This is a genomic window from Curtobacterium sp. NPDC092190, from assembly GCF_044755625.1.
GTDB lineage: Bacteria > Actinomycetota > Actinomycetes > Actinomycetales > Microbacteriaceae > Curtobacterium.
In genome coordinates, this window is the sequence record NZ_JBIVRJ010000003.1 from 549987 (window position 1) to 574419 (window position 24433).

Annotated in this window: 19 protein-coding genes; 4 read left to right on the top strand and 15 right to left on the bottom strand. The window is 67.3% G+C overall.

The features are described 5' to 3' along the window. Positions 1–8 precede the first annotated feature (8 nt). The gene (locus ACIQFY_RS10435) at positions 9–392 is read right to left on the bottom strand and encodes a YchJ family protein (protein ID WP_400339860.1); all 384 of its coding nucleotides are present in this window, start codon (positions 390–392) and stop codon (positions 9–11) included. A gap of 54 nt (positions 393–446) precedes the next feature. Between ACIQFY_RS10435 and ACIQFY_RS10440 the strand changes: the two genes are divergently transcribed. Further along, entirely contained in the window at positions 447–1115 is a 669-nt protein-coding gene (locus ACIQFY_RS10440) for a hypothetical protein (RefSeq protein ID WP_400339862.1), read from the top strand. A 48-nt stretch (positions 1116–1163) separates the two neighbouring features. Further along, entirely contained in the window at positions 1164–1895 is a 732-nt protein-coding gene (locus ACIQFY_RS10445; protein ID WP_251155389.1) for an SOS response-associated peptidase, read from the top strand. Positions 1896–2047: 152 nt separating this feature from the next. Here the strand turns inward: ACIQFY_RS10445 and ACIQFY_RS10450 are convergent, their stop codons facing one another. The 3 genes from ACIQFY_RS10450 to ACIQFY_RS10460 all read right to left on the bottom strand — a co-directional run bounded on the left by ACIQFY_RS10450 (position 2048) and on the right by ACIQFY_RS10460 (position 8645). Continuing rightward, a complete protein-coding gene (locus ACIQFY_RS10450; RefSeq protein WP_400339864.1) occupies positions 2048–7510 on the bottom strand; it encodes an Ig-like domain-containing protein in 5463 nt (1820 codons plus the stop codon). Between the two features lie 365 nt (positions 7511–7875). After that, positions 7876–8205, bottom strand: coding sequence for a hypothetical protein (locus ACIQFY_RS10455; RefSeq protein WP_400339867.1), 330 nt, complete (start codon positions 8203–8205; stop codon positions 7876–7878). A 113-nt stretch (positions 8206–8318) separates the two neighbouring features. Further along, on the bottom strand, positions 8319–8645 hold the full coding sequence (locus tag ACIQFY_RS10460) for a hypothetical protein (RefSeq protein WP_066652101.1): 327 nt from the start codon (positions 8643–8645) through the stop codon (positions 8319–8321). 271 nt (positions 8646–8916) lie between these two features. Between ACIQFY_RS10460 and ACIQFY_RS10465 the strand changes: the two genes are divergently transcribed. Beyond that, positions 8917–9807 carry a VanZ family protein gene (locus ACIQFY_RS10465; protein WP_400339869.1) on the top strand — a complete coding sequence of 297 codons (891 nt, stop codon included), beginning with the start codon at positions 8917–8919 and terminating at the stop codon, positions 9805–9807. A 52-nt stretch (positions 9808–9859) separates the two neighbouring features. Next, on the top strand, positions 9860–9988 hold the full coding sequence (locus tag ACIQFY_RS10470; RefSeq protein WP_400339871.1) for a hypothetical protein: 129 nt from the start codon (positions 9860–9862) through the stop codon (positions 9986–9988). Positions 9989–10082: 94 nt separating this feature from the next. Here the strand turns inward: ACIQFY_RS10470 and ACIQFY_RS10475 are convergent, their stop codons facing one another. From ACIQFY_RS10475 to ACIQFY_RS10525, 11 genes are all read right to left on the bottom strand, one after another. Beyond that, a complete protein-coding gene (locus ACIQFY_RS10475) occupies positions 10083–10640 on the bottom strand; it encodes a hypothetical protein (protein ID WP_326496527.1) in 558 nt (185 codons plus the stop codon). A gap of 439 nt (positions 10641–11079) precedes the next feature. Continuing rightward, on the bottom strand, positions 11080–12900 hold the full coding sequence (locus ACIQFY_RS10480; RefSeq protein WP_400339873.1) for a DUF4012 domain-containing protein: 1821 nt from the start codon (positions 12898–12900) through the stop codon (positions 11080–11082). A gap of 348 nt (positions 12901–13248) precedes the next feature. Beyond that, positions 13249–14583 (bottom strand): O-antigen ligase family protein, encoded by a 1335-nt coding sequence (locus ACIQFY_RS10485; protein ID WP_400339876.1) that lies wholly within the window; start codon positions 14581–14583, stop codon positions 13249–13251. Positions 14584–14711: 128 nt separating this feature from the next. Next, positions 14712–15983: a lipopolysaccharide biosynthesis protein gene (locus ACIQFY_RS10490; RefSeq protein ID WP_400339879.1), complete on the bottom strand. Its 1272-nt coding sequence runs from the start codon at positions 15981–15983 to the stop codon at positions 14712–14714. Positions 15984–16153: 170 nt separating this feature from the next. Beyond that, positions 16154–17305, bottom strand: coding sequence for a hypothetical protein (locus tag ACIQFY_RS10495; protein WP_400339882.1), 1152 nt, complete (start codon positions 17303–17305; stop codon positions 16154–16156). Further along, on the bottom strand, positions 17277–18413 hold the full coding sequence (locus ACIQFY_RS10500; protein WP_400339884.1) for a polysaccharide pyruvyl transferase family protein: 1137 nt from the start codon (positions 18411–18413) through the stop codon (positions 17277–17279). The genes ACIQFY_RS10495 and ACIQFY_RS10500 overlap by 29 nt, the downstream gene beginning before the upstream one ends. Then, positions 18410–19468: a glycosyltransferase family 4 protein gene (locus ACIQFY_RS10505; RefSeq protein WP_400339887.1), complete on the bottom strand. Its 1059-nt coding sequence runs from the start codon at positions 19466–19468 to the stop codon at positions 18410–18412. The genes ACIQFY_RS10500 and ACIQFY_RS10505 overlap by 4 nt, the downstream gene beginning before the upstream one ends. Continuing rightward, complete coding sequence (locus ACIQFY_RS10510; RefSeq protein WP_400339889.1) at positions 19455–20645, bottom strand: glycosyltransferase; 1191 nt, start codon at positions 20643–20645, stop codon at positions 19455–19457. The genes ACIQFY_RS10505 and ACIQFY_RS10510 overlap by 14 nt, the downstream gene beginning before the upstream one ends. Then, positions 20528–21994 (bottom strand): sugar transferase, encoded by a 1467-nt coding sequence (locus tag ACIQFY_RS10515; RefSeq protein WP_400339892.1) that lies wholly within the window; start codon positions 21992–21994, stop codon positions 20528–20530. The genes ACIQFY_RS10510 and ACIQFY_RS10515 overlap by 118 nt, the downstream gene beginning before the upstream one ends. A gap of 13 nt (positions 21995–22007) precedes the next feature. Continuing rightward, entirely contained in the window at positions 22008–22952 is a 945-nt protein-coding gene (locus ACIQFY_RS10520) for a hypothetical protein (protein ID WP_400339895.1), read from the bottom strand. 13 nt (positions 22953–22965) lie between these two features. Next, on the bottom strand, positions 22966–24414 hold the full coding sequence (locus ACIQFY_RS10525) for a polysaccharide biosynthesis tyrosine autokinase (protein ID WP_209684074.1): 1449 nt from the start codon (positions 24412–24414) through the stop codon (positions 22966–22968). Positions 24415–24433 lie beyond the last annotated feature (19 nt).

The window sequence follows — 24433 nt, forward strand, 5'->3', positions numbered from 1 at the left end:
ACCACGGTTCAGGCGACCACCCCGTCGACGTAGAACCACCGCCCCTGCTCCCGCAGGAACTCGCTCGTCTCCTCGAGCGTCCCGCGGTCGTCGTCCGTGCGCCACCACGCGCGGAAGGTGACCTGCCCGGCGGAGTCGAACGGGCCTCCCGACCGGGTCGACACGATGTCCAGGCGCGTCCAGCGCTGCGACGGGTCGAGCGTCAGCTCGCCCGGCCGCGTGCGCGGGTGCCAGGTGAGCAACAGGTACTCCGGCAGCCCGAGCGCGAACGCGGTGAACCGGGAGCGCATGAGCCGCTCGGCGGTCGGGGCGGCGGCACCGGCGTGCAGGGGCCCGCAGCACTCGCCGTAGGGGTTGCCGCTCAGGCAGGGGCAGCGCTGTTCGTCGTCCACCCGGGCACGCTAGCAGCGGCCGGTCCTCGCAGCCTCGCGGCGTAGGAGGGATCCGTGTACCGGCTCGGTTGGCAGGTGTTGCGCGGGCGCCTCTGGGAGGTCGTCGACCTGGCGCGGGCCCGTCGTGCCCTGTGGGCCGCGGGAGCCGTCGCCGCGGTCGCCCTCGTCGTGTTCGTCGCGACGGAGTGGGCGTGGGCCTGGGTGGGCCCCGGCGTCCTCCGCCCGGTCGCCGCCATCACCTTCGCGACGCTCGGAGTCCTCGCGGTGGCGTACTCCTGCTTCCCGACGGCTCGCGAGATCGGTCCCGAGCTCCGGATCAACGGGCGACAGGCGCGACCCGACTGGCAGCTGTCCGTGCGGTGGTCGGTGCAGCCCTACATCGGCCGGCGAGCGCAGCCGATCGCGCCCGAGGACCGCGAGGCCGTCCTGATCGACGTGCCGCTGTTGCAGCGTGGACTGGTGCGACGGCTCTCGCGGCTCGGGCCGCTCCTGGTGGGCGCGGCCTCCGGCGGGATCACGGCGCTCGTCTCCGGACAGGCCGAGGTCTTCGTGATCCTGTGGCCCTTCGTGTACCTCCTCACGCTCCCGGACATGGTGGCGCGGGTCGGACTCGCCGAACGTGCCCGCCTCGCGGCGCTCGAGACGGCACCACCCATTCCGGGGCACCGTCCGCTCTGGCGCCGGCACCCCCACGGGTCGAAGGTCCGCCTGCCCGGCGAGTGACGGCCGCGGGCGCGCACCACTGTCGGCCGCGGCGGGCACACTGGGCGCATGTGTGGAAGGTTCGTCGTCTCCGACACCACGGCCGATCTGCTGCCCGAGCTCGTGGGGGAGCTCGCGGCGCGCACCGAGCACGTCGACGAGGACACCGGCGAGGTGCACGCCGGCCTCGCCCCGAGCTGGAACGTCGCGCCGACCGACCCCGTGTACGCCGTCCGGCAGCGCCACGGGCAGCGCGAGCTCCCGCAGATCAGCTGGGGCTTCGTGCCGAGCTGGGCGAAGGACTTCCGGAAGCAGCGGCCGAAGCCGATCAACGCCCGCATCGAGACGGTCGCGACGAGCGGGATGTTCAAGCGCGCGTTCGCGACGAACCGGTGCATCGTGCCCGCGCTCGGGTACTACGAGTGGGTCGTGCGCGAGGACGGCAAGGAACCCCACTTCGTGCACGAGCCCGACGGCGCACTGGCGATGGCGGGCATCGTGAGCGCCTGGCCGGACCCGACGAAGCCCGAGGACGACCCCGACAAGTGGCGGCTGTCGCTCGCGATCATCACCCGCGACGCGCACGTCGCGCCCGGCGAGGTCCACGACCGGATGCCGGCGTTCCTCACCCCGGACGGCTACGACGACTGGCTCGACGGCGACCTCGGCTCCGACGACCTGCTCGCACTGCTCGACCACGAGTCGCTCGCGGTCGCGGCCGGGCTCGAGCAGTACGAGGTCTCCCGCGCAGTGAACAGCGTGCGGAACGACGGCCCGCAGCTCATCGCACCCATCGGGTGAGCGCTGCGCGCCACGGGCTCGTCCGCTGACCCCCGAGGGCACGGCGACCCGACGTCGGGTCGCGACCACGGACGACGGACGGGAGGCCCGGATCACGTTCGCCTGTCGGCTGACGTGATCCGGGCCTCCCGTCCGGTGGTGGGGTGCGGTCGTCAGGACCCGCTGCGGCGGCGCGTCCCCGTCACGGCGGCGGCGCCGTGACCTCGGCGGCGGACCACCAGGAACGCCCCGGCCAGGACCATCGCGACCGCGGCCAGGCCGAGTCCGACGAGTCCCGTGGTGCCGGTGAAGGCGAGCTTCGCGATGTGCGCGACCGCCGCGATCCCGGTCGGGTAGGACACCTCGATGGTCGCGCGGACCAGCTGCGCGGCACTGTCGAGCACCGTGTAGTCGATCGAGGTGCGGGCTGCCCAGCCGTGCTCGGGGGTGAACACGACCTGCCCGCGGTCGACCTGCCAGGTGCCCATGCCCTGCACGACGACCCGGTCGGTCGGTGCGCCGGTGGCCGGGTCGACCAGGTGCAGCGTGGTCGCCACGAAGTGCGCTCCGCCGCTGGCGTGGTCGTTGTCGACCGGGCGGATGGTGACCGGGTGGCCCACGGCACCGACAGCCGAGTCGTCCGTGGCGGTGGCGGCCGCGACGATCGTCATGACCGCGGTGGCCGTCGTCGTCTGCCCGGAGGCGTCGGTCACCGTGTAGGTGAACCGGTCCGTGCCGGTGAAGCCGTCCGCGGCCTCGTACAGGTACGAGCCGTCGCGCTGGACCGAGACGGTGCCGTGCGCGGGCTTCCGGTCGAGTGCGGCGGTCAGGTCGGTCCCCCGGTCGTTGCCGAGCAGGCCGTGCCGGGCGTCACGGGCGATCGGAGTGCCCGCGACGGTCCGTGCGCGGTCGTCGACGGCGTCGATCCCGACGGTGATCCACACGGTGGCGTCCGCGGCCTGGCCCTCCAGGTCGTGGTCGCGGTACGTGACCGAGTCCACACCCGAGAAGCCCTGGTCCGGCGTGTAGACGAAGGTCCCCGCGCCGGCGATGCGGACCGTGCCGTGCCGCGCCGTCCCCGCGGACACGACCCGCAGGGCCGAGCCGTGGTCGTTGCCGAGCACGCCCGGGTCGACCGCGGTCACCGGGGTGCCGGCGGCGGTGCTGGTGCGGTCGTCGGTCGCGACCGGGGTGACGGTGATCGTCACGAGGCCGGTCGACGTCGAGCCCTCGGCGTCCACCGCGGTGTACGTGAAGGTGTCGGTGCCCGAGAAGCCGGCAGCCGGCGTGTACACGTACGAGCCGTCCTTGCGGAGCTCGACCGTGCCGTGCTCCGGCTGCCGGTCGATCTTCGCCCAGAGCCCCGCGCCGGAGTCGTCGGTCAGGACACCCGAGGCCGCGGACACCCGCAGCGTGCCGTTCGTGGTGGTGGTGCCGTGGTCGGCCGTCGCGACGTTGCCGACCAGGACCGTGACCGTGGCGGTCGCGGTCTGCGCGGCGGCGTCGGTCACCGTGTACGTGAACGTGTCCGTGCCGGACCAGCCCGTCGTGGGCGTGTAGACGAGCGAGCCGTCGCCCGCGGTGGTCACCGTGCCGTGACGCGGAGCCGTGTGGTCCGTGACCGTGAGACCGGTGCCGTGGTCGTTCCCGGTCAGCACGGTCCCGCCGAGCGCGAGCGGGGTGCCGGAGGTGGTCTGCAGCACGTCGTCGGTCGCGGTGGGTGCGACGGTGACGCGCACCGTGGCGGTCGCGGTCGAGCCGGCGCCGTCGGTCACCGTGTAGGTGACGGCGTCGGTGCCCGAGAACCCGTCGGCGGGCGTGTAGGTCACGCCGGTGTCGCGGGCGGCCGTGCCGTCGGTGGCGGTCGTGTCGGAGATCCGGACGGTGCCGTTCGCAGCCGTGCCGACGCCGGTCACCCGGAGCGCGGTGCCCTTGTCGTTCTCGGTCACGGCGACGTCGACCGGGGTCCCCGTCGTGGTCGTCGCGGTGTCGTCGACGGCCTTCGGTGCGACGGTGATCGTGACGGTGCCGGTCGTGGTGTTCCCGGAGCCGTCGGTGATCGTCACGTCGAAGGTGTCCTTTCCGGAGTACCCCGGCTCGGGCGTGTACGTGTACGAGCCGTCCTTCCCGACCTCGACGGTGCCGTGGCCCGGGTCCGTGTTGTCGGTGACGGTCAGGCCGGTGCCGGTCGCACCCTCGAGCACGCCCTCGTCCGCGGGCACCACGAGGGTGCCGTCGGCGGTGGCGTCGGCGTCGGTCGCGGCGACCACGGGCGTGATGGTCACCGTGACGGTGCCCGCGGCCTGCTCGTCGTTCGCGCCGGTGACCCCGTACGGGAAGGTCGCCGTGCCCGAGGTACCCGGAGCTGGGGTGTACGTGACGGTGCCGTCGGCGTTCAGCACGACGGTGCCGGCGCTGGGCTGCCCGACCGACGTGACGGTGAGGCCGGAGCCGTGGTCGTTGCCGGTCAGGTCACCCGAGGTCACCGTGACGGGCTGGTCGGCCGCGGTGCGGATCCGGTCGTCCTCGGTGCGGGGCGTGACGGTGATCGTCACGAGACCGGTGCTCTTCTCGTCGGTGTCGGACGCGTCCTTCGCCGTGTAGGTGAAGCGGTCCGAGCCCGACCAGTCCGCGGTCGGCGTGTACGTGTAGGAGCCGTCGGCGGCGAGGTCGACCGAACCGTGCAGCGGCTGCTCGTCGATCGTCGCGGTCAGCCCGGTGCCGTGGTCGTTCGCCAGGACGCCCTCCGCCACGGGGACGGTCAGCGTGGTGGACGCCGGGACGGTCGCGGAGTCAGCGGTGGCCTGCGGTCCGACCACGACGACGACCCAGGTGGAGTCGGTGCGGCCCGAGGCGTCACGGACGTCGTACCAGAACGAGCCGGTACCCGAGAAGCCGTCGGCCGGGGTGAACACGGCGTTGCCGTCCGCGTCGAGCACGACCGTGCCGTTCGAGGCCTTGCCCACGCCGGTGACGGTGAGCCCGGTACCGGAGTCGTTGCTCGTCATGGCCGTCGCCGCGACGGTGACCGGGGTGCCGGCCGTCGTCGAGGTGGTGTCCACGCGGGCGATCGGCGAGACCGCGATCGTCACGGTCGCCGGCTGCGACGTCCGGCCGGAGCCGTCGGTCACCGTGTAGGAGAGGGTGTCGGTGCCGGACCAGTCACGGGCCGGGGTGTACTCGACGGCGCCGTCCCCGTTCACGACCGCGGTGCCGTGGGCCGGAGCCGTGGCGATCCTCGGCGTGAGGTCGGTACCGGTGTCGTTCGCCGCCACGTCGATCGCGACGGGACGGTTCGCCGTCGTCGCGGCGCGGTCGTCGGCCGCGACGGGCACGACCACCACGGTGACGGTGCCGCTGACGACCGTGCCGGCGCTGTCGGTGGCCTGGTAGGTGAACGTGTCGGTGCCGGAGAACCCGGTCGCGGGCACGTAGGTGTAGGTGCCGTCGGGTGCCAGCGTCAGCGAGCCGTGCGTCGGCTCGGTGTTCGAGCGGATCGTCAGGCCGGTGCCGCGGTCGTTGCCGAGGACGCCGTCGGCGCGGGTCGTCGCCGTGGCGGTGCCGCCTGCGGGCAGCGTGATCGTGTCGTCGACCGCTGCGGGGCGCACGAGGACGGTCACGGTGACGGTGTCGGACTTCCCGTTGCCGTCGGTGACCGTGTAGTCGAAGGTGTCGTCGCCGGAGTACCCGTCGGCCGGGGTGTAGGTGTACGAGCCGTCCTTCCCGACGGTGACCGTGCCGTGTGCGGGCTGGGTCGAGCCGGTGACGGTCAGGTCGGTGCCCTGGTCATTGCCGAGCAGGCCCGGCGCGCCGACCGTGGTCGGTCCGCCGGCGGTCACGGTGATCGCGTCGGCGCCGGCCGCGGGCAGCACCGTCACGGTGACGGTCGCCGTCGTGGTGGTGTCGTTGCCGTCGGTCGCGGTGTAGGTGAAGGAGTCGGTGCCCGAGAAGCCGGGGGCCGGGGTGTACCGGTAGGACCCGTCCTCCCCGAGCTCGAGGGTGCCGTGCGTCGGGGCGGTGTGGCTCGTGATGGTCAGGTCGCTGCCGCCGTCGTTGGCCAGGAGGCCCGTGGTTGCGTCCGCCGTGACGGTCCCGCCGGCGCGCACCGAGAAGGCGTCGTCGGCGCCGCTGGGCGAGACGGTGACCGTGACCGTGCTCGTCGACGTGCGGCCGGAACCGTCCGCCGCGGTGTACGTGAACTGGTCGGTGCCGGAGAAGCCCTTCGCCGGGGTGTAGGCGAAGCTCCCGTCCGCCGAGGTCGTCACGGTGCCGTGTGCCGGGGCGCCCGCGGACTGCAGGGTCAGGCCCGTCCCGGAGTCGTTGCCGAGCACACCGGCAGCGGGGACGTCCAGCTTCGTCCCGACCGGGGTGCTGTAGGCGTCGGGCTTCGTCACGACGTGCGCGAGCTTGAGCGTGTTGGTGAACGTGACGACGACGTCGGTGCCGTCGGCGGTGGTCGCCTGCGGGAACCGGAACGCCGCCGTGCCGCCGGTACCGCTCGCGACGGTGCGCTTCGTCGACAGGTCGACGGCCTGCCACGTCGTGTCGTAGTCCGCGGGGTCGGTCGTGCCTGCGGGCTGCTGTGTGACCGTGTAGTCCTTGTCCGGCGTGGTCAGCAGGGCGCCGGCGGTCTTCGACTGGACACCGGAGGCGGTGCCGCTCGTCGTGCCCGAGGCACCGGGCGTGGTGGCCTGGATGCCCTGACCGGCGATGGACAGCGCGAACTGGTCGGTGTCCTTCCAGCGGTCGTCGACGGAGGCCTGTCCGGTCAGGGTGTCGGCGTAGTTGCAGGTGGCGAGGTCGGTCGCGCCGAAGTCGCCGGTGATCGCGAAGCGACGCTGCTCGGCACCCGACGTCGGGTCGAGCTGGAACACCGTCGTCGTCTTGACACCGTTGGTCGCGGTCGCGGACGAGGAGACGTAGAGGTACCCGTCCGACGAGAAGGCGATTCCGGGGCTGTTCGTGCCGTTCGGCAGCGTCCCGATCTCGGTCGTCGACAGGTTGCGGCCGCCCGACGGCATCGCCGTCGTCGGCAGCTCGGTGGTGTCGACGCGGTAGACCTTGTGCGCGGCCACGACGAACATGAGCCCGCGCGAGCTGAACGCGAAGTCACCGTTGACGCCGGTGCCGCCGGTCGAGTTCGTCGTCGTCATGCCGGTCAGGGTGCCGACCTGGCCGAGCAGCTTGCCGGCTGTCGGGTCGTACGCCCAGATCCGGGTCGCGTCGCCGTAGTAGTAGATGCCGGTGACCGGGTTGACCGCGCCGCGGATCACGGTGTGCACCCCGTCGGTCGGGATGGTCGCGAGGACCTGCCCGGTCTTCGGGTCGTACTGCTTGATGGTCGCGGTCCCGCCGTTGGCGGCGCCGAACATCGAGACGCCCTCGCGCGAGATGCCGAGGCCGTTGTTGCCCTCGGCCCCGAGCTCGGTGACGGGGACGTTCTTCCCGGCATCGGTCGTGGGGGTGATGTCGACCGCGATGACCTTGCCCGTGCCGTCCACGGCGTACAGCGTGTTCTGGTTGCAGACGAGCCGACCGTTGTCGAGCGCCGAGACCGCAGCGGACGCCGGCTCGGCCGCGACGACCGCGGTGGTGGCGGACACACCGGCGCCGACGAACAGCGCGGCTCCGAGCATGGCAACGAGACGTCGGCCGGGGCGTCGGGAGGGCAGGGGGCGACGACCTGCAGGGTCGTCACCGGGCACACGGGTGCCCTGGTGCACAGGCAGCATGAGTCACTTTCGGGTCGAGACGATGCCGACGCCGAGCTGTCGTGACGGTCCGTGCAGAGGGACGGTCGCTGGCGTCGTCCCGATCCTGGCAGGACACTGAGTGCACCAGGGGTCAACACCGGTCCCCAGTGTGGGGGACCCTCCTCGAACTGGGGGGTGCATGCTGGCGGCCCCGCGACGACGGTCGCGGTGGGCGCACGACGACGGGAGGCCCGGGTCACGTCCGCCGTGTGGCGGAGGTGACCCGGGCCTCCCGGTCGGATCGTTGCTCAGTCGAGCGTGCGGCGCACGTCCGGCAGCAGCTGGTGGAGCCGCTCGGAGAGACGGTCCTGCGCCTCGTGCAGCGAGCGGAAGTCGCCGACGTACTGGCCGAAGGTGTCGGACACGAAGAAGTGTGCGCCCTGCTGGTCGATCACGCCGCCGTAGTAGCCGCCGTAGTTCGCCGCCCAGAGCCCCGCGTCGGCCTCGGACCAGACGACGTGCGCCCGTGCCGGTGCATCGGGGGACACGACGCCGGCAGCGATGCCGGTGATGACCTCGATGGTCGCCGTGTCCACGGTCACCTCGGCCTGCTGGCTGTTGGCGACGCTGGTGCTCATGGTGGTGCTCCTCGTGCTGCTGTGGTGCTGGACGGTGCTGGTGGTTCGGGCCGTGCTGATGGTGCGGGTCTGGCTGGTGGTGCTGACCGCGAGGGTCGGATGGTCGTCGGGCACTACGCGACCGGACGGATCACGGCCGGCAGCATCACGTGGAGCTGGTCCGAGAGCTTCGTCTGGGCTTCTTCGAGCGTGGCGAAGTCGCCGACGACGAGTCCGAAGGTGTCCGAGGCCACGTAGCGGCCGTCGCGCTTGTCGACGCTGCCGCCGAAGTAGCCGCCGTAGTTGGCGATCCACTCGCCGTCGTCCTCCTGCGTCCACGTGGTCTTGGCACGTGCTGCGCGGCCGGAGTGCTCTGCCTCGGCCTCGAGGATCGCGATGACGTCGACCGTGTCGGTGTCGAGGGTGACCTCGCGGGTGTCGGTGGTGACGGTGGTGCTCATGTCGCTCTCCTTCGCGATCCGGGGTACATCAGGTGATGGTGCAACCGTACGAGAACGTCCCCCGGCGACGCCAGCGATGCCCGTCCATTCACGGGTTTCGTGCATACGGATCGGGGTACAGCCCCGGATTTCCGGGGTCGGGGGACGCGGGAACGGGGTACAGGTGCGCGATCGGGGTACTCGTTCCGTGGATGAACCGGTTCCCGCGGGTTCGCGAGGTCCCCTCGCGTCCATCCCGGACGGGAGGCGCGGCCCGCTAGCGTCGTTCTCGATGAGCACCAGGACGAGGACCACGATCGTGCGGAGTGGGATGGTGGCTGCGGTCGTGCTCGTGGGCGCGGTCCTGCTGGTGCCCGGCCTCGCAGACCGGGTCCGGTCCGCGCTGCTCCACCTCGTGGGCGCGCTGCGCGCGCTCGGGCACGGCACGCTGACGCTCGGCGACGGGTTCGTGGCCGCGATCGCGGTGACCCTGGTGACCGCCCTGCTGCCGGTGCTGCTGGCGGGGGCGAGCCGGGCCTCCCGGCCGGCCGGGGTGGCGGGACGCGCCCTGGTGAGCGCCGTCGTCGTGCTGGCGGCCGCCGTCGCCGTGGCGGCACACTCCTCCACCCCGGGCGAGCGATTCCGGTCCGTCGTGCTCGCGGGCCTCGTCGGGGTCGCCATCGGGGCGCTGCTCGACGCAGCCTGGCACGCACGGCACCGCGCCGCGCACTCGTCGGGACGCACGAGGCGGGTGGCGTGGACGCTCGCCGCCGCCTACGCGCTCCTGGTGGTGCTCGTGGCGACGGCGGGCTCCCCCGTCGACCGAGGGATCCACCCGTGGCTGACGCGAGCGATCGCCGCGGGGCACCGGCTCGGCGCTCCGCAGTGGCTCGACTACGGATCGGTCGAGTTCACCGCGAACGTGCTCTTCTTCGTGCCGTTCGGATTCTTCGTGCTGCTGCTCTTCGGCGCGCGCGCGTGGTGGGTCGGCATGCTCGGCGGGTTCCTGGCGAGCTGCGCGATCGAGACGGTGCAGGCGCTGTTCCTGCCGGCGCGGTTCGCGTCGGTGGACGACGTGCTGTCGAACACCTCCGGAGCGGTGCTCGGGGTCCTGCTGGGGATCGTGGTGCTGGGGCGGGCCCGCGTGAGCGCGGCTCGCGGACAGTCGCGGGCCGCAGTGTGACGATCTGACGACGGACGAACCGCTCGGCCCGTGCGCGGCCTACGGTCAGCGCATGGACCCGAACCTCGATCGGAAGCACCATCGCCCCTACCGACGGCCGTCGACCTTCCCCTGGTGGCTGTGGATCGTCGCGCCGCTCGCCGTGATCGCCGTCGTGGCGATCGCCCTGGTCGTCACCTGATCCGTCCGACCTGACCCGTCCTCGTCCCTCCACCGACGACAGCACGAAGCCCCCGGCACCGAGGTGCCGGGGGCTTCGTTCAGTTCAGCTGCGCTCAGGCGGCGTCGTTCTGACGACGGACCGACTTGCGGGCGACCAGGAGGCCACCACCGAGGACGATGGCGCCGCCGGCAGCCCAGAGGCCCAGCGTCGAGATGGTGCCACCGGTGAAGGCGAGCTGGCCGGGGGTGCCGGAGTTGCCGTTCGAGCCGACCGTGACGGCGGTGTCGCCGGGGGCGACGGTGAACGAGGCGAGGCCGACGACGCCCGAGGTGGCGCCCGTGGCGGTCAGGTTGTAGGTACCCGAAGCACCGGCCGGGAAGGTGACCTTGACGACGAGCGCGCCGGTCGGCGAAGCCGTGTAGGCCTTCGAGACCGTCGTGGTCGGCAGCGCACCGAGGGTCACGGCGCCGGCGCCGGTCACCTGGACGTTGACGGTCTCGCCGTTCTGGAACGCACCGTCGGTGAAGCTGACGTAGGCGGTGCCGCCCGCGACGTAGTTGCCCGAGACGGAGACGCTCGAGTCCGGCGCGTAGCCGGCAGCGTTCGCCGCGGTCGGGATGGCGATGAACGCTGCGCCCGCGAGGACGGCAGCTGCGATGAGCTTCTTCATGAAGTGTTTCCCCTAAGAATCTGATCCTGCAGACCCTGACACCCAGAGCCCGTGGCACTCCCCCCAAACGCAAGCCGTGAAGGAGCAAGCGGTCGCTATGGCGAAGTTCCCTCAATCTAGCGGGAATCCTCAGGTTGTTGCCACCTGATCCGAAACTTTTTCGAGATCGAGCTGGTCCCGGTGCGTATCGAGGACAGCTCCAATTGGCCAGACGCTCCTGTAGGAGACGGCCCTGGTCAATGAAAAGCCCAGGTGAGGAGCTGTACAGAACGTCATCGCGTCCAGCGCGAGGCCGCTCACTGCGCGTCTGGGAGCGGCTGAGCCAGGTGCTCAGGAAAGTTCCGGACCCCCCACTCTGGGGACAGCTCTGACCGCGCTGTGCGGCTCGACACGCCGTCGCCTCCGCGCCGCGGAAGCGACGCAGACGTATGGTTCGCGCTCAACCCGCGGGGATCGGGTCCTTGCACTCGAACCGCAGGGGCTCGACCCTGCCCTGCTTGACGCCCGGCGTCGAGATCGCCTCGACACCGGCGTTCGCGAACTTCGCGTCACCGAGGTACGCGACGCGGAAGGTCGTGCTCTCCCCCGGCGCCAGCAGTGTCTGCAATTGTGTGACCGGGTGCCCGCCGTCGGTCGCCGTCTGCACGCCGACCTGCTTGCCGTCCTGCGTCGAGCCGAGGTAGATGGCGTTCTCCGGGGCGTAGACCGCAACGAGCGTCTTGATCTTGCCCGGCTCAGTGCCGAAGTCCCCACCACCGGTCACGTAGCGCGGCAGGCTGGTCGCGGCATCCGCGGGAGCCGTGTTCTTGAGCGTGACCTGGACCACGGAGGTCGGACGACCGTCCTGCCGGCAGACGGACGATCCGACCGACACGGTCTTGTCGAGGTAGTAGTCCATCTTCGAACCGGTGCCGTCATTCAGGTAGACGCCGAACTGCCGGGTCTCACGCGATGCGGTGGGGAGCTCGCCGGCCAGCGCTGTGCCGTCGAGACGCCGCTGCTCGTCCTCCGTCGCACTCCACAGACGAAGGCGCCCCTCGTCGGTCCCCTGGGTCAGCGCTCCGATGAACCGCTTCGCGTCGAAGCCACCGCTCGACACCTTGTCGAAGACCGCGCTCGCGGCCGACGCGAAGAAGGCGTCCTGCACCGCAGGGTCCGAGTACTTCGTGTAGACGTCGCTCAGCAACAGCTGGACAGCGTTGTCGGAGGTGAGGGTCTCCCCGGTCTCCAGCTGCACGGGGCCGGTCGCCCGGAGCATGTAGCTCAGCGTCACCGGGTCCATCGCGAGGACCCCGTCGACCTCCTGCCCGAACTTCTGCTTCCACATCTCGCGGGCGAGCTGAGCCGACACGTTGAAGCGGGGCGTCAGGTTGACGTCCTGCATGTACCTGCCGGTGATGTCCCCGTACAGGCTGGCAGTGTCCGGCTCGAGCGGAAGCACCGGCTGCTCGTAGGGACCGAACGACGAGCCCGCGACCTGGTTCTCGAGCTTGATCGACCCGTCCTGCACCTTGAGCAGGGCGACGGCGCCCGGGATGCCACCCCCGGCGCGGAGCTCGGCGTTGTTCTGGAACAGGAGCACGTAGTTGCGCTCGCCGTCCCGCGCGAGCATCGCCGGTGCGAGCTGCACGACGCGGTTGGCCGTGTCGACCTGCTTCGACGCGGACTGCACGGCGTTCCGCAGCTGGTTGACCGCAGACGTCACCGGCGAGAGCGTGCCGCTCGTGTCGATCGCCTGCGCATCGCGGTCGGCCTTGGTCAGCGTCTCGGCCGCCTGCGCGACCGCCGGCTGTGCTGTGACGAGTGGATCGAGGTCGACCTTGCCGTCCTTCGGCACGAACGAGTCGACGCCGAGTCCACCGACGACGCCGGCAACGGGACTCACCGCACCGTCGGCCACGTCGTCGACGACCACGGCGACCTCACGCACAGCTCGGAGGTTCGTCCCGAAGAACGGGACGTACTGCGCGGCACCCCACACCGGGTCACCGGTCAGTGAGCGGGCCGCGGACGCCTCGTCCTCCAGGTGCTTCGCCGTCTGCTGCGCCGCACTCGTGTCCGCGTCCGTCAACTGCGACCGCAGCGTGCTGACGTCGGACACCGCGCGTTCGAGATGACCCTTGGCGAGCACACCCCGCACCCCCACCCAGACGACGGCGAGGATCAGCAGGAGGACGACGGCCAGGACGGTCCACAGCACGACGCGGGCCCTGGACCCCCGGCTCACTGCAGCGCGTCGCGACTCGGGCTGGTCGGACATGAGCTCAATCCTACGGTTCCTCACGTCCCCCGGCGCCACCAACGGAGTGAACCGTCATGGAGGAAGACCCAGGAACGGTCCGCGCTCCAGCTTGACCGAGGCGTCCGAAGATTGACGAGTATAGCCACCGGCCGCAGAACGCACCTGTTGACCCCGTATGTAGCCGGTCAAGCTGGCCGGTATACCTTACTGCTCGCGGCAGCCAAATCCTCCTACGCCACCAACTGCGACTGGCGACCGCCATACGCAGCAAGGCTGAAGGAACCTTCCGACCTGGCGACAAAAGTCATCAACGCTTCAGCGGCGAAAATGCTTACGATTAGATGAATCTAGCTGCAGATATGTACGCTATTCGCGTGCCCCTTCGCGTAGCGGCCGCGCTGAGACAGCCAATCCTTGCTCGGCTTCGAAGGCCTTCGTTGCGAGATAAGCCAGGAAGATCCAAATCGGCAGCGTGGTCCAAGCGGGAGTTGCAGCGAAACCGACCAGGAAAAAGACCAAAGCAGCAATATCAGATCGACCAGCTTTGCGCATAGCCCAAGCGACCCGGGTCAGGAAAGCGGCAAAGACAGTGAATGCCAGAAAGCCCTGTTCCGCCATAATCTGAACGTAGGAGTTGTTGGCAATCGGCCTCTCGACTCCCTTCGCGAAGCCGAACGGCACTTTCGCGAAATCGAGGAACTGGAAGTACAAAGCCCCGTAGCGACCCGCACCAACGCCCCAGATCGGGTGCGCCGTAGCCATCGAGATTCCCACCTCCGAGTTCACGCTACGGGCGCGGATTGAATAGCTTGCCGCCACACTCGCCCCCGAATCAACCAGGCTGAGTTTAGCGAGTTGCTGCAGAACGAACGCATTTGCCTGAGGTACCAGAAGATATCCGCCGATAGTCACCGCAATAAGCGCCGCGACGAGGGCGAACACTCTATTGTTCGGTCGAATGATCGCAATTGTTAGGATCGCCAAAACTAAAGCCAGGATACCGATAGTCGACTGGGAGTAGAGAAGGCAGAACACGCTGGCAACTTGACTGAGACGATCCTTGAGTGCCCAGGTTATGAGCAACACAGCGCCGGCGAAGAACCCAAGGTAGTTACCTTCCAAAAACGGCCCGTTGCGCGGGAGCTGCACGCCGTAGGCCCCACCCGTCTGAGTAGCGCCATTGACCGTGCTGAGCAGGTCAGACCCGACCGAGTGCGCGACGATCTGAAGAACGCAGTACGCTGCGGCGACTTTGACTGCTATAGCGAGAGCGATTTGTATCCGACGCGCACCAATACGGGTGGCTGCGACGTAGAAGACAGAAACCACGAACGCCGCGTAGACCGTGTACTGCCAGAGGTCCGCATTGAGCGAGCGCCAGTATCCTGGCGCAACGGATGCAGCCGGAGTGGTCGCTGCCACAATGATGCTGGAAAGGACAATCAGGGCCAGAAACAACAACACCAGAGGGAATCCGACAAGCCGGTATCGACCTCGCTGAAATTCGAGGACCATGAGAAGCATCGCCGCGATCGCGAAGATCTCGCTCAGTTTGAGTGGGAATCCCACGTTGATGGTAAGCGCTTGTTGAAAGGGCAGTAGAACAACCGCCGCGAAGAACAACGAACTCGCCAGCGTTCTGGCCGGGCTTTGCGCACTCGCTGTGCGGAAGAGAGGATCAACAGTGGTGCGACTAATCATCGGTGCCCCTCGCTGAAGCTAGTTCGTCGGCGCAACATGGATCAGCGACGCCGAAATATTTGACATGCAGGGCGACTCCGCGGCGGAGGCGCCAGCGCTGAGGCGGCTCCGCTCCAAGATCTTCATGATCAATCGCCACGAAACATCCTCAAGTCGGAAAGTCGGACGACCAGCGACCGCCTCGGCGAGATACCGAAAGAACGGTGGGCTAGCATTAGTATGACTATCGTGGTCGCAGCTTCGCCGCCGAGTGTAGCCAGAGCAGCTCCCATAGCTCCGAGTTGCGGCACCAAAACCAGCAATAGGACGACACTCGCGAGGAGTGCGGCCGTAAGAGCAACGCTGCGGGCGAAGGGACGCCCCCTCGCTGTAAGTCCTGAGGAGATCACTGACCCGGCGTTACCAGCAACAACCGAGCCCAGTAGTACGAGGAGCACGGGAATGCTTGCATGGAACTCGCGTCCGAAGAAGATCGGAATAAGCCAGACGCTGATCAAGCCCAACCCCGCCGCGCCCAAGGCTATTCCTGCAGTCGATATCCGTGATAGTTGCTCGAGACGTGACGAGTCAGCCGCGCGAGATTCCAAGGAGAGCACCACGGTCCGAAGTGGTGCCCGAACAATACGCGCGACCTGCGCCACGTTCACCGCCACCACGTACAGCCCGAGCTCGTAGGTCGAGGAAAGGGGTGTCATCAGCACTTGGTCCAGGCTGAGTAACAAGGATCCGCTAACTGACCCCAGCCAAGTCTTCATGCCGAAGCTGATCGGAGCAGCTAGCGAGGGCCGCTCTCCCTCCCCTGAGTCACGCTGTTTGGGCGCAATTGCAAGGCTCACCAAGTACGGCGCGAGGCCAACGAAGCCCGTGATCGCCAGCGCCAGGACGGCAGCGCGTAAGGAAAGCTGTCCAGCCACTCCGAGTAGAAATACGACTAACACTCGTATTACGGCCGAGATTATCCCTTCATAGGCGATCAACCTCCACATGCCTCTACCCGCCGCCCACGCGCGCGCACCGAGAAGGGCAAGAGTGGGAGCGGCGGCGACTGCTGCGATCGCGATCAACGGCACCAGGCTGGCATCGCCTCCGGACAGAAGTGGCCCAACCAGAATTAGAGCGATAGTTGCGATGAGGCCTACTGCGGCCAGAGCCCCGATAGCGACGACCGCCAGTCGGCGAGCCGACGCCGGAAACCTGGCGGAGAAATAAGTGACAGCTTCCGGCAGACCTAGCGTCAGCATGTTGACGGTAAGCGCCAAGGGTGCCATGGCTGCGGCGACCGCCCCCCTCCCGTCAACACCTAGGCTCTGCGCGATAATCGGTGATGTGACCAGCCCCGCTAGAGGCGGTCCGACACTTGCTACAGAACTGAGGCTGAAGCCTCGGCGAAATTCACCCATGTTCGGACCAGCGTTGCACAAAACCGTCAGCGTGGGGCGCGGACAACAGCGGCGCGTCTAGAGGACGTGCACGACGCGCGACGTGGGCAGCGTGAAGAGCGCTCATAGACAGAATTTCGATGGTACGGCGCAAAAATGCCCCGAAGTTGCGGACAATTTGAAAACCCGCCTCATTCGGAGCCGCGATCGATCTCACGCAGGAAGCTCCCGACTTGCACGGCCTTTGCCTGCCACGAGCTGTCAGAAGCACGAACCACTCCCTCGCTGTTACGGGAAATCCTCGCTTTTTCCAGCAAAACCTCAGCCATGCGGAACGACGCGTCATCAGGGGTTGAGTAGAATTTGACGCCAGGATCTTCTCGCCTAGCAAGTTCCGGCGTCTTCGTCGCCAGAATGAAGAGGCCGGAAGCAAGGTACTCGTAGTACTTCATTGGACTCCGGCCGTCATTTGATGGGTGCGTCGAGAACGGGAGCAGGCCCACAGCCGCCTTTTTCAAGAGCGCCGGGAGCTCAGCATAAGACACTGACCCGACCAAACGCACGTTGCTGGGCATATCCTGAGGAGGGCCAGAACTTGGACCGGCTAAAACCACGGGCTCATCAGGGAAGCGCTGCGCTAGTAATCTCACAAAGCCCCAGTCAAATCGCCGGTCCAGGGCGCCGACGTAAATAAAGCCGCGACCGGACTGGTTGACGTCGGGGTTCGCAAAATGTCGATAGTCGACTCCGTTTTGAATCACAAGAGAACGGCCGACTTCTTTGGGCAGCGAATCCAAGACCACGCGCCCCGTTGCGATCACAGCATCCGCGGCCTGCAGAGCGACGAGTTCACCCTTTCGTCCCGCACCACGAGGGTGCGCATCTGTCGGCCGATAAATGACCTTCTGCGGTCGCAGAGGGTTTAAGAAATCGACCATGGTGGGCTGGTCTACGAGCACAAAATCTGCTTCTCGAAGCGCAGACCGGATTCGACGAGGCACGAAAAGGAAGGACAGCCGCGCCTGCAGACGCCCGAGCCGCGTGCCGACCACCAGCCGCGGAGGTATCAGCACTGTCGGCACGACATGACGGACGCCCTGCGCCGTGCCCCAGTGTCCTCGCAGCCCATTGCGTAGGGCGAGCCGTGACTGTGGCGATCTGCTCGTCAGGACATGCCACAGCGACGTCGCAGTACTCATGTGCAAGACGTCGTGACCGAGGGCAGCGAGCTCACGAGATAGGTGGTGCGACCCAACCACGAAAGGGCTGTTGGCCGGAGTATGACTAAGGAAGACGAGTCGCAACCGACGACCCCTATCGCTTTCGAGCCCGAGCGACATCATCGAGTTGTGGTTCGCCTGATTCTTGAAGGAGCTTGACCAGGAGCGCGTCTGCGCCCCGTAGCCTGTCCTGCGCTTGTTCGACCGAGTGCCAATACTGGGTCGGATCTGCTCTCAGAAACTCGACCTGCTCGGCAACTAGTTGCTCATCGAAGTCGAACGCATTATGCACGTATTCCGCTATACCGAGATCTTCGTACGCCCCCCAGCCCTTCCGTTCGTAGCTTAAATGCACTGCGGGAACACCGGCCCGGATCGACTCGATGGCACCGTGGAGTCTTACGGATACAAGCACGCTCGGACGTTCATCGCTCTGCAAAGCCGTTCTCAGCGAGCCGGAGGATTCAAGCCCAAGCTTGGCGTAGAAACGACGGTCGTCATTACCGCGTCCCGTGGCCTGCGCAACTACTGATGCTCCGAACTCATCGGCGAGTGCACGGATGCCACTTTCGTACGCCCGAGTACGAGGCGTTGCTCCTAGGTCGCGTGCGACAAGGCCTACCCTCCCCGTACCAATCTTAGGAGCGACCTTTAGATCCTTGATCGGCAACAGTGCAGTGTCCGGCAACCTCACCGCAGAAGGGACGGACTGCAGCAGCTGTGCGCTCCGCTCGTCTCGAACGGCTACAACGTCGAGCATTCGCAGAGCTCGGAGAACGGTGCCTCGCAGCCCCCAACGCATCGGTCCGATACTTTGCGGTAAGTATACGGCGTATCGAGAACGCCTCGCGCCAATTAGCTGCGGTAGATGGGCAAGGGCGAACTTCACTGCCGTCAAAAGGCTGTTCGAACGCATGTAGCCGCCGCCAACGCCCACCACGAGGTCCGCTGACCGTATGAGACGCCGGCTCAGCGGGTGCAGCAGGCTGAACGACGCCAAGTTTCGCGCAGCTGCAATCAACATCCTCGCCGAAGATGGAGTTTGACCCCGACCCGTCGTGGGATGGCGGAACTGGACGTCGGGGGTGGCTTCAAAGCTGGCCGGATCCAACGCGAGCACTACTACTTGCGCACTCTCGTCTACACGCCGGATCAGCTGAAGCGCTTCGTTTACAAGCAGCCCATCCCCGCTGTTCGTGGCACTGTAGGCGTGCAAAATTACAACCTTCAACGAGCTACTCCAACGAAAACGTCAGCATGAAGTGCAGCGGATTTGGCCCATTGGAACTCCTTAGCCCGGATCAGCCCCGCGGCACGGAGCTCATCGCGGAGTCCCTCCGACTGGATCACCGTGCGCATGTTCCGCTCAAGTTCGGAGCCAGAAGGCTCTTCCATAACCAGGGCGGCACCGCTCGCTACCTCCCGAAGCGATCCACGGTCACTGCATATCACGGGTACGCCGACCGCCATGGCTTCCAGGACTGGAAAGCCGAACCCCTCGTAAAACGAGGGAAAGCAAAATGCCAAAGCATGGCCCATGAGAGTGACAAGGTCTTCCTCAGGAACGCGTCCAAGATAGCGGACACCCGGACTGCGACTGAGGAGGCTCATCAATTCGCTCGAGTCCCACGCCGGCGCTCCGGCAACGACGGTCTCGATGCCCGTATCCTCGAAAATTCGACCTGCCGCCGCGCAAATCGCCGGAATATTCTTTCGAGGGTCTATGTTTCCTACGTACAAGAAGTACGTTTCCTTCAGTCCGAGCCGCGCTACGGGGCTCGGCCTCACACTTTGAGGATTGAAGCGTTCGTGGTCGATGCCATGGTGTATGACCTCAATCTTGTCAGCAGCAGCGTTAGTAGCCCGGATTATGTCATCGGCCGACGACTGCGAGACGGTGACTACTCTTGTCGCAGCACGGATATTACTCGAGACGCGCTGACGCCAGACCCTGTCCGGCAGCGGCTTACGGACTCCTCGCTGATGAAGAGTGGCCAATCCATGCACGGTTGCGACGATTGGCGTCGACGCCTTCAACAGAGCTCCGGTGTCTGCAGGGAAATGCAGTACCTGGGCATTGTTCGGCGGAAATAGGGGCCAAACCAGCGACTCCATCAATGCGTAGCGCGCAGATCGATGCGACTTCCCCTCGATTCCATCACCCGCGACCTCAACGTTGACCCCATAGTCGAGCAGGCGCGGATAAAGCTCGCGCACGTAACGCGAGTTCCCGCCCACGTTTTTTTTGACCACCCGGCCCGATGCGACAACTTCAACGGATGACATCTGAGACTCCATAGACCCGCCTCAAGGCGGCCTCTTGTTCGTTGGGGTTGTATTTCTTCAAAGCCGAACGCCAATTTCGCAATAGACGGAGCCGACTGGCACTTCGTCTCAAGCTCCGCAATGAAGCGGCCGCTTCACTAGGTGTTTCCACAAGCCCCTTGATCTCCATTCCCGCAAATGCCGTCGTCCTGCGAACCACTGAAGGCACTCCTAGAGCAGTGGCCTCGAGTACCGACATCGGGAAGCCGTCCCAGGCGGCCGTATGGAAGTAGATGTCGGACTCCTTCAGCGCACGAACAACCCCTTCTTCATCCAACCAGCCAGTCACACGGATGCCGTTGCGTCTCAACTCAGCTTCCCCGGAGGGGTCTCCTCCTCCAATCCATGTGAAAAGCACATCTGCGTCGTGCAGAACCTTCCGCACTCGAACAAAGAAGTTCGGATCGCGCTGAGCACTCAGTCGTCCACCAGCAGCTACCCGCAGGACGTGCGAATCTGCGAAGGGGATCTCTGATTGAAGGCGAACGAATACGTCGTCGACAGCATTCGGGACCAGCACCGACTTGGATTTTCCAACAATTCGTGTGCCCAACGCCTGCTCACGCTCAGAGCAGGCCGCGATCATCGACGTATTCAGCCCCAGTAAAGCTTCGACGACGATGTAATTCAACTTGTGTAGGCGACCGACGTCCTGTCGCTCGAACGCAAAGCAGTGGGGCGTGTAAACAATGCGAAGGCGCTCCGACTTGAAGGCTGCTAGACGCCCATAAGCTCCGGCGAAGCTTGAGTGCAGATGGAGTACGTCAAAGGCCGCGCTCTGCGCAAGCTGGCGCAATTGCTTCACTCGACCGAGGTGCCCGCGAACCATCTCATCGGCACTTGAAAAAATTGCCAAGAGAGCAGCATCGATCGGGGCATCAGCTCGCCGAGCATAGAGCAGGTGATGCTCGGCGTCGGGAACGGCCCGCACATATCGTTTAAGAGCGGCAGCTACCCCTCCCCCGAGAGCTTCCGCAACATGAAGAACGCGAAGTGCTGTTGGCTCGGATCTCCTCGACACTAGTAAGCACCGTCCGATGCCGCGACCGCTCTGAAGGTACGCGCAATGATGAGCAGGTCTCCAATCAGCGACCAGTTCTCTACGTAGTACAGGTCGAGCCGCACCGAGTCCTCCCATGACAGGTCCGACCGTCCGCTGACCTGCCACAAACCGGTCATACCGGGCTTCACCAGGAAGCGTCGGTGGACGTGCACGTCGTACCGCTCGACCTCTCGGGCGAGAGGGGGCCGCGGGCCGATCAACGACATGTTGCCGACCAGGACGTTGAACAACTGCGGGACCTCGTCGAGGCTGTAGCGCCGCATGAAGGCACCGACCCGCGTCACACGCGGATCGTTCTTCATCTTGAACAGGACCGTGTTGCCCTCGGCGCGGTCGAGCGCACTCAGCTCCTGCAGGCGCTGCTCCGCGTCGACGACCATCGACCGGAACTTGATCATGTGGAACGTCGAACCGTTCAGGCCGACGCGCTCCTGCAGGAAGAACACGGGCCCGGCAGAGGTCACCTTGACGAGCAACGCGAGCACGAGCAGGACCGGGGAGAGCACGATGATGAGTGCTGCCGATCCGATCAGGTCGAAGGCCCGCTTGGTGTAGAGCTTCCGGCCCGAGTAGGTCGGAGTCTCGACGTGGATGAGCGGGAGGCCCTGGACCGGGCGGGTGTGGATCCGCGGGCCACCGATGTCGGTCAGGCTCGGCGCGACGACCAGGTGCTGCCGGCCGGGCTCGAGCGACCAGCTCAGCTGGCGGACCCGCTCCGGGGGCAGGTCGTCGGAGCTCGTGATCACGACGGTGTCCGCTCCGGTCGTGGCCAGGGCTGCCGTGACGTCGTCGATGCCGCCGTGACTCTCGACGGCGGAGCCTGGCAACACACCCCGCGTTCCGTCGGACACCGCTGCCCCCACCACGCGGTAGCCGGCTTCGGGCGTTCGGGCGAGCTCCCGTGCGATGTGCAGCACGCTCGCCGTCGAACCGACGAGCAGGACCCGCGCGGAGTACCCGCCGTGCTTGCGCTCGGCGACGAGCCACTGGCGCCACATCCAGCGCGAGAGCAGCAGCACGAGGATGCCGACGGGGAACGCGATGAGCACGTAGCCGCGGGCCAGGTCGACGCGCAGCAGGTAGGCGGCGATCGCGATCAGCCCGAACACCCGGACGCTCGAGTCCGCGACCAGCCGGTACTCGGTGCTCCCGACGCCGATGACGCGGTCACCACGGGTGTCGTAGAGCGCCAGCCCGATCATCCAGACGGCGATGACGACCACGGAGATGCCGAAGTAGCTCAGGCGCAGGTCTGCCGTGTTCGTCATCAGATTCGAGTCGAATCCGAGCCAGGCGATCTGCACGCCGAAGACGACCCAGATCAGTGCGAGGAGGTCGGTGACGAGCACGCGACGCGAGTACGTGCGGCTCCACTCGCGAGTGCTCCCCGTCGAGACGGGCTGGCGGACGGCCTCGGCCGTCATCGCTGACCCCGCGTCACCACGTCGCCCCGCCGTCGTTCGACACCGCGACGCCGTCGCCCGTCCACATCCAGACGTCCTGCCCGAAGCGGTCGAGCGCGATCGCACCCTCCGTCGCGACCGGGTTGCACCCGATCGGTGTGGTGGTCGTCGCAGGCGTCACACCCGACGCAGGCATCGTCTCGATCTGCACGCCGTCGCACGAGTCGGTCCCGATGCGGGCGAGCGTGTACTCGGTCCCGTTCACCGCGAGCGCACGGACGCCGTCGATCGGCACGGTCACCCAGGCACCGGTACCAGTGCGCCACTGCAGCTCGTCGGCGCACGCGACCAGCGTCGTGCTGTCACCGCGGAAGGCGTCGAGCGGGTCCTCGCAGGGCGAGGGCACGACCGCGTCACCGAGCACCAGCCCCTGGTCGGTCACCCCTGCGCCGGCGGCACCGGCGGTCCCGAGCACCCAGGTGGCTCCGTCGTCGGTGCTGGTGCGGACCTCGGTCGCGCACTCGTCGCCGACCCCGACGAGCACGGACAGGCCGTCGGCGGTCACGCGCAGCGACCCGATGGTCCGCACGTCGTCGCCCAGGGCGACGGGTGACCACTCCTGCCCACCGTCGGTGGTGTGCTCCAGCACCGTCTCGGAGACGTCACAGGTCGTACTGGAGGCTCGCCATGCCTCCAGGCCGTCGACTGCGGACAGCATGTGGCGGGTCGCCACTCCGTCGGCCGTCGGTCCCGCCGACGCGGTGGCGGACGGTCCCGACGTCGCCGGCGCCGACGCGCTCGACCCGAACGTCGGCACCGGACCGGCGTCGCCTCGTGCCTCCGGCGCGGTGCGCGCGAGCGCCAGCGCCACCAGGACGACGTCGACGACGACGAGCGCGACGACCACGAGGGCGATCCCGATCAGCGTCGTCCGCGGCAGCTCGCTCCCGAGGCTTCGGATCCCCCGGCGCTGGCTCATCCCCCGACCGCCGTCAGCGGTCCGCGCGGCGGACCACGCCGAGCTTGCCGCGGGTCTTCCCCGACGACTTGGTGGACTTCTGGGGCGGTTCCTCTTCGTCGAGGCCGTACCCGTAGCCGTACCCGTAGCGGCCGTAGCCGTACGCGCCCGGACCCTTGACCGGCATCATCGTGATGACGAAGCCGGCGATCGGTGCGCCGACGTTCTCGAGCGACGCGACCGCGGCGGCGAGCTGGCCCTTGTGGGTCTTGCCGGACGCGACCGCGAGGATGGCACCGGACGCCTTCTTCGACAGGATCGCGGCGTCGGTGACGGGCAGCAGCGGCGGTGCGTCGAAGAGCACGTAGTCGAACTGCTGCTCGAGCGTCTCGATCAGGTCCTGCATGGCCTTCGAGCCGAGGAGCTCCGACGGGTTCGGCGGGATCTGACCGGCGGGCAGCACGACCATGTTGCCGCGGCCCCAGGGCTGCGCGACGTCCTCCAGGCTCGCGCGACCGATGAGCACGTCGGTCAGCCCGGCGGAGCCGTCCACCTCCATGTACTCGCCGACGCGCGGGCGACGGAGGTCGGCGTCGATCAGGATGACCTTGAAGCCGGCGCTGTCCAGCGCGATCGCGAGGTTCGCGACGGTGGTGCTCTTGCCCTCGGACTGCATCGACGACGTCATGACGAACGTGCGCGAGCCCGTGCCGAGGTCGAGGAACTGCAGGTTCGTGCGGAGCGTGCGGAACGACTCGGCGCGCGGGCTGCGCGGGTCGACCTGCACGATGAGCGGTCGCTCGGACGCCTTGTTGTCGTAGGCGATGCCGCCGACGACGGGCTTGTCGCTGATCTTCTCGACATCGGTCTCGACGCGGACGCGATTGTCGAGCGTCTCGCGCAGCACGGCGATGCCGACACCGAGCGCCAGACCGACGAGCAGGCCGAGGGCGATGTTGACGGGGACGTTCGGGCTGACGGGCGAGCTCGGCACCTGCGCCTGCTTCACCCGGGTCAGCTTGACGCTGCTCGAGCCGTTCTCGTCGGTGGCCTCGATGTCCTCGACCACGTTGGTCAGGCTCTGCGAGGTCGCGTTCGCGATGTTCGTGGCCTGCACCGGATCGGTGCCGTTGACCGTGATCGAGATGAGCGTCGTGCTGGTCGGCGCCGTCGCCGACACCATCTTCGACAGCTCGTCCGCGTTCATGTCGAGCCCGAGCGACGAGATGACCGGCAGGAGCACGATCGGCGTCGACACCAGGTTCGAGTACGTCAGCACGCGCTGCTGCGTGAAGGTGTTGCCCTGCGCCAGGTCGCTGGCGCTGCCCGACGTCTCCGTCGACACGAACACCTGCGCCTCGGCGGAGTACACCGGCTTCTTCAGCAGGGAGAACCCTGCCGCCGCCGCGACGCCCACCAGGGCGAGCACGAGGATCAGTGCCCAACTCTTCCGCAGCACTGTGATGTAGTCGCGCAGTTCCACGCGGCCCGCCTTCCCCGAT

What these genes read in the sequence shown, in the direction of transcription:
- ACIQFY_RS10490 (WP_400339879.1), bottom strand. Translation starts at nt 15,983, where the DNA reads ATGGGTGAATTTCGCCGAGGCTTCAGCCTCAGTTCTGTAGCAAGTGTC.
- ACIQFY_RS10480 (WP_400339873.1), bottom strand. Translation starts at nt 12,900, where the DNA reads ATGTCCGACCAGCCCGAGTCGCGACGCGCTGCAGTGAGCCGGGGGTCC.
- ACIQFY_RS10445 (WP_251155389.1), top strand. Translation starts at nt 1,164, where the DNA reads ATGTGTGGAAGGTTCGTCGTCTCCGACACCACGGCCGATCTGCTGCCC.
- ACIQFY_RS10455 (WP_400339867.1), bottom strand. Translation starts at nt 8,205, where the DNA reads ATGAGCACCAGCGTCGCCAACAGCCAGCAGGCCGAGGTGACCGTGGAC.
- ACIQFY_RS10450 (WP_400339864.1), bottom strand. Translation starts at nt 7,510, where the DNA reads ATGCTCGGAGCCGCGCTGTTCGTCGGCGCCGGTGTGTCCGCCACCACC.
- ACIQFY_RS10510 (WP_400339889.1), bottom strand. Translation starts at nt 20,645, where the DNA reads ATGGGAGGACTCGGTGCGGCTCGACCTGTACTACGTAGAGAACTGGTC.
- ACIQFY_RS10505 (WP_400339887.1), bottom strand. Translation starts at nt 19,468, where the DNA reads ATGTCATCCGTTGAAGTTGTCGCATCGGGCCGGGTGGTCAAAAAAAAC.
- ACIQFY_RS10485 (WP_400339876.1), bottom strand. Translation starts at nt 14,583, where the DNA reads ATGATTAGTCGCACCACTGTTGATCCTCTCTTCCGCACAGCGAGTGCG.
- ACIQFY_RS10475 (WP_326496527.1), bottom strand. Translation starts at nt 10,640, where the DNA reads ATGAAGAAGCTCATCGCAGCTGCCGTCCTCGCGGGCGCAGCGTTCATC.
- ACIQFY_RS10515 (WP_400339892.1), bottom strand. Translation starts at nt 21,994, where the DNA reads ATGACGGCCGAGGCCGTCCGCCAGCCCGTCTCGACGGGGAGCACTCGC.
- ACIQFY_RS10495 (WP_400339882.1), bottom strand. Translation starts at nt 17,305, where the DNA reads ATGATGTCGCTCGGGCTCGAAAGCGATAGGGGTCGTCGGTTGCGACTC.
- ACIQFY_RS10470 (WP_400339871.1), top strand. Translation starts at nt 9,860, where the DNA reads ATGGACCCGAACCTCGATCGGAAGCACCATCGCCCCTACCGACGGCCG.
- ACIQFY_RS10520 (WP_400339895.1), bottom strand. Translation starts at nt 22,952, where the DNA reads ATGAGCCAGCGCCGGGGGATCCGAAGCCTCGGGAGCGAGCTGCCGCGG.
- ACIQFY_RS10460 (WP_066652101.1), bottom strand. Translation starts at nt 8,645, where the DNA reads ATGAGCACCACCGTCACCACCGACACCCGCGAGGTCACCCTCGACACC.
- ACIQFY_RS10465 (WP_400339869.1), top strand. Translation starts at nt 8,917, where the DNA reads ATGAGCACCAGGACGAGGACCACGATCGTGCGGAGTGGGATGGTGGCT.